Below are 9,776 nucleotides of genomic sequence, written 5' to 3'. Positions count from 1 at the left end.
AGGACCCCGGCACCGAGCGCAGCGCCGTCCTCGCCGCGGGCCTGAGCGCCGCGGTGGCCCGCGAGGAGACCGCCGCGCCGCGGGGCGCCACCGCCGCGGGCCAGGGCCCGCCGAGCACCCTCTGGGACGGCGGCGCGCTGCCGCTGGTCCCCCTGCAACCGCCGCGCACCGCCCGCGAACTCCTCGCCGACCACGTCACGGCGATGGTGTGCTGCGCGGCCGTGGACACCGCCGGCGCGGTCCCGGCCCTGGACTGGCTGGACGGCCCCTCCCTGCTGCTGCACGGCGAGCGGGCGGCCGATCTGACGCCCCGGGTGCTGAGCCTGATCGAGCGGGGCGACCCGGGCCCGCTGCGCGACTGGCTGGCCGCCGCGGGCATACGCCCCGAGAAGCCGATACGCCTCGTCTGACCCTTCCGGTTGCCACTTAGGTTAATTCGCAACGAATAGTGACCGCCCCCGTGCTTTATGTGATGTGCTGGGGCTCATCACGCACCTGGCAAAGGCATGCGACATACGACAGCACGGCCGAGCACCGCGAGCCCGCCCGGACAGGACACGGTGGGCTCGGGGGAGGGGAGCGACCATGGTCTCGGACCACATCCGCCGCTGGGAGTCGGGAGCGCTCGCGCACGCCGTCACGGACCCCTTCGGCCTGGGCCCGGTGCCCTGGCTGCGCGGCAGCGAGACGTACTTCGACGACACCGGCCATGTCGTGCCCTGGTACGTGGAGGCCGTCCCCCAGCAGCACACCACGGCGGCCGGGCGGGTCCCCGCGCCGCGCACCTCCCCGGGCGGCCCCCGCTCGGCCGACGACGTGCACCGGCAGATCAAGGGCTTCACCGCGACCGGCGCGGTCGCGCCCGGCGAGGCGATCGACTTCCACATCACGGTCGACCCGCCGCAGGAGTTCGCCGTCGACATCTACCGGATCGGCCACTACGCGGGCGACGGCGCCGCCAAGATCACCACCAGCCCCCGGCTGTCCGGCATCGTGCAGCCCCGTCCGCTGGCCGCCGACCGCACGGTCTCCTGCCACCACTGGTGGCTGTCCTGGCGCCTCCAGGTGCCCTCCCACTGGAGCGTCGGCGCCTATGTGGCCGTGCTGACCACCGTCGACGGCTACCGCTCCCATGTGCCGTTCACGGTCCGCGACGACCGCCCGGCCGATCTGCTCCTGCTGCTGCCCGACGTCACCTGGCAGGCGTACAACCTCTACCCGGAGGACGGGCACACCGGCGCCAGTCTCTACCACGCCTGGGACGAGCGGGGCCGGCTGCTCGGCGAGGCCGACGCGGCGACCACGGTCTCCTTCGACCGGCCGTACGCGGGCGCCGGCCTGCCGCTGCACGTCGGGCACGCCTACGACGTCATCCGCTGGGCCGAGCGCTACGGCTACGACCTCGCCTACGCCGACGCCCGCGATCTGCACGCCGGCCGGGTCGACCCCGCCCGTTACCGGGGCCTGATCTTCCCGGGCCACGACGAGTACTGGTCGGGCCCCATGCGCCGCGCGGTCGAGCGGGCCCGCGACCACGGCACCTCGCTGGTCTTCCTCTCCGCCAACACCATGTACTGGCAGGTCGAGTTGGGGCCGTCGCCGTCCGGGGTGCCCGACCGGCTGCTGAGCTGCCGCAAGCGCAAGGGCCCCGGCAGGCCGGTGCTGTGGCGGGAGATCGACCGGCCCGAACAGGAGCTGATCGGCATCCAGTACGCGGGCCGGGTGCCCGAGCCCCGCCCGCTGATCGTGCGCAACGCCGGGCACTGGCTGTGGGAGGCGACCGGCGCGCACGAGGGCGACGAGATCCCGGGCCTGGTCGCGGGCGAGGCCGACCGGTACTTCCCGCGCACCCCGCTGCCCGAGCACGACGAGCGCATCCTGCTCGCCCACTCCCCGTACACCGACGCCGCCGGCACGCTGCGCCACCAGGAGACCTCCCTGTACCGCGCCCCCTCCGGCGCCTGGGTGTTCGCCTCCGGCACGTTCGCCTGGTCCCCGGCCCTGGACCGCCCCGGCCATGTGGACCCCCGTATCCAGCGCGCCACGGCCAACCTCCTGGACCGCATCTGCAAACGCGACTGACGCTCCCCACCCCGGGGTACCCCCCGCCCGCGGTGCACTTCCCATAAGGGAGAATCGAGGCACTTGGACAGAACCACGGGGAGGAACCGTGTCCGGATTCGTAGAAAAGCCCGAGCCGACAGAGGTTCCGGGCCTGGTGCACCTGCACACCGGAAAGGTGCGCGACCTGTACCAGAACGAGGCGGGCGACCTCGTGATGGTCGCCAGTGACCGCATCTCCGCGTACGACTGGGTGCTGCCCACCGAGATCCCCGACAAGGGCCGGGTGCTCACCCAGCTCTCCCTGTGGTGGTTCGACCAGCTGCGCGATCTGGCCCCCAACCATGTGCTCTCCACCGAGCTGCCCGCGGGCGCCCCGGCCGACTGGGCGGGCCGCACCCTCGTCTGCAAGTCGCTGAAGATGGTCCCGGTCGAGTGCGTGGCCCGCGGCTACCTCACCGGCTCGGGCCTGGTCGAGTACAACGAGTCCCGGACCGTCTGCGGCCTCGCCCTCCCCGAAGGCCTCGTCGACGGCTCCGAGCTGCCCGCGCCGATCTTCACCCCGGCCACCAAGGCCGAGGTCGGCGAGCACGACGAGAACGTCTCCTACGAGGAGGTCGCCCGCCAGGTCGGCGCCGAGACCGCCGCGCAACTGCGCCAGGCCACCCTCGCCGTGTACTCCCGGGCCCGGGACATCGCCCGCGACCGGGGGATCGTCCTGGCCGACACCAAGTTCGAGTTCGGCTTCGACGGCGACGAGCTGGTCCTCGCCGACGAGGTGCTCACCCCGGACTCCTCCCGCTTCTGGCCGGCCGACCAGTGGCAGCCGGGCCGCGCGCAGCCCTCGTACGACAAGCAGTTCGTGCGCGACTGGCTGACCTCCGCCGAGTCCGGCTGGGACCGCCGGAGCGAGCAGCCCCCGCCGCCACTGCCGCGGCAGGTCGTGGACGCCACCCGCGCCAAGTACGTGGAGGCGTACGAGCGCCTGACCGGCACCAGCTGGTCCTAGGGAACGCGCAGGGAACGAAGAAGACCCCGGTCCAGTGGACCGGGGTCTTTCCGTGGAGCGGACGACGAGGCTCGAACTCGCGACCTCAACCTTGGCAAGGTTGCGCTCTACCAACTGAGCTACGTCCGCACTGCGCCGTGGCGCGAGAGCTACTATACCCAACCTCGCGGGCGGGGGAGACGCACTGCCGCATGCCGGTTCTCGGCACGGATCTCGGTGATGGCCGAGGAGAGGCGGTTCCGCACCGTCCCCGGCGACAGGGCCGCCCGCTCGGCGATCTCTGCGACCGGCGCCCGGCTCCGGCCCCTGCGCATGAGGCGCGGTCGGCGGCGGGTCCCGGCGGAGATCGCGCCGGCGGCCAACTCGCGTTCCGGAGAACGGTTCCCGGCGGGCACGGTGCGGATGATCCCGGCGAGCCGCCACGCACGGAGGGTCCTCGTCGCGGACCCGAGCAGCCGCCGCGAGGGCCCGCTCAGGATGTCCGGGCCGCCCGCCCCGGTGACGATCACTCCCCGGCGGCAGGGCGGCTCCTCTCGCGGGACTGTGGCGACCCTCACATCATCGGCGCCGGGCAGACGCGGGTACGGATCGTGTGCGTCGGTGCCCGGCAGCACGAAGATCTCCTCGCGCGTCATGAGCAGCCGATTGTGCATAGGGCGGGAAACGAAAAAACCCCGGTCACGAAGACCGGGGTTTTCCCTTGGAGCGGACGACGAGGCTCGAACTCGCGACCTCAACCTTGGCAAGGTTGCGCTCTACCAACTGAGCTACGTCCGCACTGCTGCCGACCGGCTCCCACCGATCGGTGCGAGCACCAGCCTACCTGATCCACAGGAGTGGTCGTGACGACCGGTGCCAGAGCGGGTGACAGGAATCGCACACTGCGCCTTCCCCCTGGAAGGGGGATGTTCTACTACTGAACTACACCCGCACGTTCCTCGGGGTTTCGGCCTTTCGGCCTCGCCCCTCGGTGTGTCTCAGACATTAGCTGATCAACAGGGGGGTTGCGCAAGTCGGTTCCCCCGCGGGCCCCTTCCCGGCTTCCCCGCCGGCCGCTCCGGGGCCTCGAAGCGGCCCAACAGCACGGCCCCCAGGGCCCGCTGACGGACCCTGAGAGCTGCCCCTTCGCGGGCTCTTCCGCCTCACTGCGCGGCGCTGAACGCCTCGTAGACCTTCTTGGGGATGCGTCCGCGCGCCGGGACGTCCATCTTGTTGGCCTGGGCCCAGGCGCGGACGGCCGCCGGGTCGGGCGCCACCTCGGTCTGCTTGTACGCCTTGCCGGAGCGCGACCGCTTGCGGCCGGCCTCGACGTAGGGCGCGAGCGCCTTGCGCAGTTTCTTGGCGTTGGTTTCGTTCAGGTCGATCTCGTACGACTTGCCGTCGAGTCCGAAGGCGATCGTTTCCGCCGCTTCCGAGCCGTCGATGTCGTCAAAGAGGGTGACCACGACCTTTTGCGCCACGAATATCGGTCCCTTCGTGCGGCACGTCGATACAGCTCAAGCGGCGTCGACGTACCGAGTATCGGCTATTGCCAATTCATTTGTACAGTGCCCGGCAATGCAATGTGAAGCCCGACTAAAACCGTCCGCGTGTCCGAGTGCAATAGCGGTTGCGTACGGCCTGTCGAACTTTCCCAGAAATTTTCACAGCGGTCGGGCTCCGACACCCGATCGTGATGCGCCTCACGTAGTTTCCTCCAACTCTACCCGCGTAGAAATTTTGTGCGGGTAGTCTGAAGGAACCTGCTCAGCACCACACACCGGGAGTGCCAGTGGCACGCGTCGTAGTCGACGTCATGCTCAAGCCGGAGATCCTCGACCCCCAGGGCCAGGCGGTCCAGCGTGCGCTGCCGCGCCTGGGATTCGAAGGGATCTCGGACGTACGTCAGGGAAAGCGATTCGAACTGGAAGTTGACGGGCCGGTCGACGAGGCCACCCTCGCCCGCATCCACGATCTTGCGGAATCCTTCCTCGCCAACACCGTGATCGAGGACTTCACCGTCAAGGTCGAAGAGGGCGCGGAAGTCGCGGAGGCGGCGAAGTGACCGCTCGTATTGGCGTCGTCACTTTCCCGGGGAGCCTGGACGACCGGGACACCCAGCGCGCGATCCGTCTCGCGGGCGCCGAACCGGTCGCCCTGTGGCACAAGGACAAGGACCTCAAGCAGGTGGACGCCGTGGTGCTGCCCGGCGGTTTCTCGTACGGCGACTATCTGCGCGCCGGTGCCATCTCCCGTTTCTCGCCGGTCATGGACACGGTGATCGAGCAGGCGAAGGCCGGCCTCCCGGTCCTCGGCATCTGCAACGGCTTCCAGGTCCTCACCGAGGCGCACCTCCTGCCGGGCGCGATGCTCGGCAACGACCACCTCCACTTCATCTGCCGCGACCAGAAGCTGCGGGTGGAGAACGCGGAGACGGCCTGGACCGGCGACTACCGCCAGGGCCAGGAGATCCACATCCCGCTGAAGAACATGGACGGCCGGTACGTCGCCGACCCGTACACGCTCGACAAGCTGGAGGCGGAGGGCCGCGTCGTCTTCCGGTACCTGGACTTCAACCCCAACGGCTCGCTCAACGACATCGCCGGCGTCACCAACGAGGCCGGCAACGTCGTCGGCCTGATGCCGCACCCCGAGCACGCCGTCGAGCCGCTGATCGGTACGGGCCGTACCGACGGCCTCCCGTTCTTCACCTCGATCCTCAAGAAGCTGGTCAACGCATGAGCCGGACGCCTCTGGACACGGTCGAGCACGCGGCCGCGACCCCCGACGTCGAGCTGCCCTGGGCCGAACTCGGCCTGAAGAAGGACGAGTACGAGCGGGTGGTGGAGATCCTCGGCCGCCGCCCGACCGGCGCGGAACTCGCCATGTACTCGGTCATGTGGTCCGAGCACTGCTCGTACAAGTCCTCCAAGGTCCACCTGCGCCAGTTCGGCGAGAAGGCGCCCGAGTCGGACGCGCTGCTCGTCGGCATCGGCGAGAACGCCGGCGTGGTGGACGTCGGCCAGGGCTACGCGGTCACCTTCAAGGTGGAGTCGCACAACCACCCCTCCTACGTCGAGCCCTACCAGGGCGCGGCCACGGGCGTCGGCGGCATCGTCCGCGACATCATCGCGATGGGCGCCCGCCCGGTCGCGGTGGTCGACCCGCTGCGCTTCGGCGCCGCCGACCACCCCGACACCAAGCGCGTGCTGCCCGGTGTGGTCGCGGGCATCGGCGGCTACGGCAACTGCCTGGGCCTGCCCAACATCGGCGGCGAGGTCGTCTTCGACGCCTGCTACCAGGGCAACCCGCTGGTCAACGCCGGCGCCATCGGCGTGATGCGGCACGAGGACATCCACCTCGCCAAGGCCTCCGGCGCCGGCAACCAGGTCATCCTGTACGGCGCCCGGACCGGCGGCGACGGCATCGGCGGCGCGTCGATCCTGGCGAGCGAGACCTTCGACGACGCCAAGCCGTCGAAGCGCCCGGCGGTCCAGGTCGGCGACCCCTTCCAGGAGAAGCTGCTCATCGAGTGCACCCTGGAGGCGTTCCGGGAGAAGCTGGTCGTCGGCATCCAGGACCTGGGCGCGGCCGGGCTCTCCTGCGCCACCAGCGAGTTGGCGTCCAACGGCTCCGGCGGCATGCGGGTGACCCTGGACGACGTCCCGCTGCGCGACTCGACGCTGTCTCCTGAGGAGATCCTCATGAGCGAGTCGCAGGAGCGTATGTGCGCGGTCGTGGAGCCCGACAAGGTCGAGCGGTTCCTGGAGATCTGCGCCAAGTGGGACGTCATCGCCACCGTCATCGGCGAGGTGACCGACGGCGACCGGCTGGAGATCTTCTGGCACGGCGAGAAGATCGTGGACGTCGACCCGCGCACGGTGGCGCACGACGGCCCGGTCTACGAGCGCCCGTACGCCCGCCCCGACTGGCAGGACGCCCTCCAGGCCGACGACGCGAACAAGCTGCCGCGTCCGGCGACCGCGCAGGAGCTGAAGGACCAGATCCTCAAGCTGGTCGCGTCCCCGAACCAGGCCTCCAAGAAGTGGATCACGCAGCAGTACGACCACTTCGTGCAGGGCAACACGGTGCTGGCCCAGCCCGAGGACTCGGGCATGATCCGGGTGGACGAGGAGACCGGCCTCGGCGTCGCCATCGCCACGGACGGCAATGGCCGCTACGCCAAGCTGGACCCGTACACGGGCGCGCAGCTGGCGCTGGCGGAGGCGTACCGCAACGTGGCGACGACGGGCGCGAAGCCGCTCGCGGTCTCGGACTGCCTGAACTTCGGCTCGCCGGAGGACCCGGCGGTGATGTGGCAGTTCGCGGAGGCGGTACGCGGCCTCGCGGACGGCTGCCGGCAGCTGGGCACGCCGGTCACGGGCGGCAACGTCTCCCTGTACAACCAGACGGGTGAGGCGGCGATCCATCCGACGCCGGTCGTCGCGGTCCTCGGCGTGATCGACGACGTGGCCCGGCGCACCCCGGTCGCCTTCCAGGAGGAGGGCCAGCTGCTCTACCTCCTCGGCGACACCCGCGAGGAGTTCGGCGGCTCGGCCTGGTCCCAGGTGATCCACGACCACCTCGGCGGCATGCCCCCGGCGGTGGACCTGGAGCGCGAGCGGCTGCTGGCCGAGATCCTGATCTCCGCCTCCCGCGACGGCATGATCGACTCCGCGCACGACCTGTCCGACGGCGGTCTGATCCAGGCGGTGGTGGAGTCCGCGCTGCTCGGCGACAAGGGCGCTCGCCTGATCGTCCCCGACGGCCTGGACGCCTTCACCTTCCTCCTCTCCGAGTCGGCCGGCCGCGCCCTCGTGGCGGTCCCGCGCTCGGAGGAGGTCCGCTTCAACGACATGTGCTCGGCCCGCGGTCTCCCGGTCACCCGCATCGGCGTGGTCGACGGCGACACGGTCGAGGTCCAGGGCGAGTTCACCCTCCCCCTGGCCGACCTGCGCGCGGCCCACGAGAACACGATCCCGTCGCTGCTGGCGTGACGAGAACCCCCGCCCGGTCGACTCGCGCCCGGGCGGGGGCTTCGCCGCCCCGTCAGACGTTCAGCGGACGTAGTTCTTGAGGATCTCCGTGTCCAGCTCGATGTCCATCGGGCCGGGGACGAGCACCTTCTCGCCGAACTTCGCGGTGTGGGCGTCCCGGTAGCCACCGACCTGCCGGTCGGGGCTGCTGTGCACGGTGACCGTGCAGGAGTCCCGGTCGATCAGGAGGTACAGCGGGATCCCCGCCTGGCCGTACGCGGTCGGCTTCTCGTGCCGGTCCCGCCGGTCGGTGTCCGAGTCGTACGAGGTGACCTCGACGACCATGAGCACCCCGGCCGGGTCGGCCCACTCACCGTGTCCCGCGAAGTGGGCTTCGGGTACGACCACGGCATCCGGCTTTGCCCGCCCCTCCCGATAGGCCTCCACCCGGAGCCCGCGGCCCTGGTACACGTCCAGGTCAGGCCTGGCCTGCATACAGCGCCGTGCCAGCCAGGCCACGATGGTGTCGTGATCTCCGTCTGCCACCTTCTTGACTCCGATCCGTCCGTTGAGGAACTCCAACGTGACGGTCTCGGGAGCGGTGGAGGCGATCGTTTCGAACTCCTGCACCGACATCTGAGACGTGCGCTCGGCCATAACCGTCATGTTGCACCCCCTTCCAGGCGGAGGCCAGTGTCGCCCGACCAAGGTCGGCGCGGCGCGTGTTCCGCCCCTGGTGACCCACACGGATGAGCGGGCGGGGGCCTTCACACCGCTCCCCGAGCGCTTAGGCTCGCCCCATGCCTCCCGCCAGGAAACGCCCCCGCAGTTACGACCCCGCCCGCACCCGTGCCGCCGTGCTCGGTCAGTTCGGGGCCGTGCGGGATGCCGTACGGCGGCTGGACGGCGAGCAGTTGGCGCGGCCCACGCGGCTCGACGGCTGGACCGTACGGGAGTTGGTCGCGCACATCGGGATGGCGGTGACCGCCGTGCACCGCGCGGTGGCGCTGCCCGCGCCGGCCGCAGCGGACGCCGTGCTGCTCGACTGGCCCTTCGCCACCGCCGCCAACTCCGCGGCGATCGACGCGTTCACCCGGGATCTCGCCGCGGAGCACCCCGACCTCGACGCCTACCTCGCGGACGTCGACGCCTCGCTGCGCGACCTCCTCGCCGAGCAGCGCGGCACCCGGTTGCTGCGGACCAACGTGGGCGCCCTGTCCCTGGACGACTACCTGGTCACCCGTGCCGTGGAACTCGTCGTCCACACGGACGACCTGAACGCGGCCGTGCCGGGTCTCGACGTGCCGCTCGACCGGCAGGCGCTGGCCGCCACCACCCGGCTGCTCGCGGACGCCCTCGCGGTGAAGGCGCCCGGCGGCTCGACCGAGGTGCGGGTGCCGCCGTACGCGGTGGTGCAGTGCGTCGAGGGGCCCCGGCACACCCGGGGCACCCCGCCGAACGTCGTGGAGACCGATCCGCTGACCTGGGTACGGCTGGCCACCGGCCGGCTGGCCTGGCGGGAGGCCCTGGACGCGGCCATGGTCAGCGCCAGCGGGGAGCGCGCGGACATCGGGGCGCTGCTGCCGGTCCTGACCTGAGGGAACCGCCCCGGGCGGTCCGCCGTCCAAGCGGTATGAAACGGTACAAAGCGTCTGCTGTCTCCGTACTCTTCCCCCTGCTGGTGGCCTGCGGGGCCGCCCCGGCGCAGAGTGGAGCCGTGCGTGCCGATAACCCCCTGACCGGCGTCGAGT

Annotated in this window: 8 protein-coding genes, 3 tRNA genes and 2 pseudogenes; 7 read left to right on the top strand and 6 right to left on the bottom strand. The window is 70.8% G+C overall.

The genetic code is table 11. The features are described 5' to 3' along the window. From FRZ03_RS40525 to FRZ03_RS24560, 3 genes and pseudogenes are all read left to right on the top strand, one after another. Positions 1–410: pseudogene (locus FRZ03_RS40525) on the top strand (hypothetical protein); the annotation flags it as partial. A 175-nt stretch (positions 411–585) separates the two neighbouring features. Further along, the gene (locus FRZ03_RS24565; RefSeq protein ID WP_146467319.1) at positions 586–2,082 is read left to right on the top strand and encodes a N,N-dimethylformamidase beta subunit family domain-containing protein; all 1,497 of its coding nucleotides are present in this window, start codon (positions 586–588) and stop codon (positions 2,080–2,082) included. Positions 2,083–2,170: 88 nt separating this feature from the next. Further along, positions 2,171–3,070, top strand: a complete 900-nt coding sequence (locus FRZ03_RS24560) for a phosphoribosylaminoimidazolesuccinocarboxamide synthase (protein ID WP_146467318.1) — start codon at positions 2,171–2,173, stop codon at positions 3,068–3,070. 53 nt (positions 3,071–3,123) lie between these two features. On the opposite strand, the gene FRZ03_RS24555 is transcribed toward FRZ03_RS24560, so the two are convergent. The 5 genes and pseudogenes from FRZ03_RS24555 to FRZ03_RS24540 all read right to left on the bottom strand — a co-directional run bounded on the left by FRZ03_RS24555 (position 3,124) and on the right by FRZ03_RS24540 (position 4,530). Next, positions 3,124–3,199: transfer RNA gene (locus tag FRZ03_RS24555), tRNA-Gly, on the bottom strand. A 23-nt stretch (positions 3,200–3,222) separates the two neighbouring features. Continuing rightward, a pseudogene (locus FRZ03_RS41275) lies at positions 3,223–3,648 on the bottom strand (DNA-binding response regulator); the annotation flags it as partial. Between the two features lie 123 nt (positions 3,649–3,771). Then, positions 3,772–3,847 (bottom strand) — tRNA-Gly (locus tag FRZ03_RS24550). 82 nt (positions 3,848–3,929) lie between these two features. Then, positions 3,930–4,001: transfer RNA gene (locus FRZ03_RS24545), tRNA-Gly, on the bottom strand. Positions 4,002–4,212: 211 nt separating this feature from the next. After that, positions 4,213–4,530, bottom strand: a complete 318-nt coding sequence (locus tag FRZ03_RS24540; protein WP_031164632.1) for a histone-like nucleoid-structuring protein Lsr2 — start codon at positions 4,528–4,530, stop codon at positions 4,213–4,215. Positions 4,531–4,841: 311 nt separating this feature from the next. Here FRZ03_RS24540 and purS point away from each other — a divergent pair, with 311 nt between their 5' ends. Genes purS through purL form a run of 3 tightly spaced genes read left to right on the top strand, consistent with a single transcriptional unit; the run spans position 4,842 to position 8,046 of the window. Continuing rightward, the gene (purS, locus tag FRZ03_RS24535) at positions 4,842–5,114 is read left to right on the top strand and encodes a phosphoribosylformylglycinamidine synthase subunit PurS (protein ID WP_146467317.1); all 273 of its coding nucleotides are present in this window, start codon (positions 4,842–4,844) and stop codon (positions 5,112–5,114) included. After that, on the top strand, positions 5,111–5,791 hold the full coding sequence (purQ, locus tag FRZ03_RS24530; RefSeq protein ID WP_146467316.1) for a phosphoribosylformylglycinamidine synthase subunit PurQ: 681 nt from the start codon (positions 5,111–5,113) through the stop codon (positions 5,789–5,791). The genes purS and purQ overlap by 4 nt, the downstream gene beginning before the upstream one ends. After that, complete coding sequence (gene purL, locus FRZ03_RS24525; protein ID WP_146467315.1) at positions 5,788–8,046, top strand: phosphoribosylformylglycinamidine synthase subunit PurL; 2,259 nt, start codon at positions 5,788–5,790, stop codon at positions 8,044–8,046. Before purQ ends, purL begins: the two co-directional genes overlap by 4 nt. Positions 8,047–8,106: 60 nt before the next feature. Here purL and FRZ03_RS24520 read toward each other — a convergent pair whose 3' ends face one another. Further along, entirely contained in the window at positions 8,107–8,691 is a 585-nt protein-coding gene (locus FRZ03_RS24520; protein ID WP_146467314.1) for a Uma2 family endonuclease, read from the bottom strand. Between the two features lie 134 nt (positions 8,692–8,825). On the opposite strand from FRZ03_RS24520, the gene FRZ03_RS24515 reads away from it, so the two are divergent. Beyond that, positions 8,826–9,623, top strand: a complete 798-nt coding sequence (locus FRZ03_RS24515; RefSeq protein WP_146467313.1) for a maleylpyruvate isomerase family mycothiol-dependent enzyme — start codon at positions 8,826–8,828, stop codon at positions 9,621–9,623. Positions 9,624–9,776 lie beyond the last annotated feature (153 nt).

The sequence above is a fragment of the Streptomyces misionensis genome (assembly GCF_007896895.1).
Taxonomy (GTDB): domain Bacteria; phylum Actinomycetota; class Actinomycetes; order Streptomycetales; family Streptomycetaceae; genus Streptomyces; species Streptomyces misionensis_A.
The sequence above is the reverse complement of the archived record's forward strand: the minus strand, read 5'-3'. Positions and strand labels throughout refer to the sequence as shown.

Excerpts from the sequence above, each read along its gene's own strand:
- FRZ03_RS24515 (WP_146467313.1), top strand. The coding sequence starts at position 8,826 with ATGCCTCCCGCCAGGAAACGCCCCCGCAGTTACGACCCCGCCCGCACC.
- purL (WP_146467315.1), top strand. The coding sequence starts at position 5,788 with ATGAGCCGGACGCCTCTGGACACGGTCGAGCACGCGGCCGCGACCCCC.
- FRZ03_RS24565 (WP_146467319.1), top strand. The coding sequence starts at position 586 with ATGGTCTCGGACCACATCCGCCGCTGGGAGTCGGGAGCGCTCGCGCAC.
- FRZ03_RS24520 (WP_146467314.1), bottom strand. The coding sequence starts at position 8,691 with ATGACGGTTATGGCCGAGCGCACGTCTCAGATGTCGGTGCAGGAGTTC.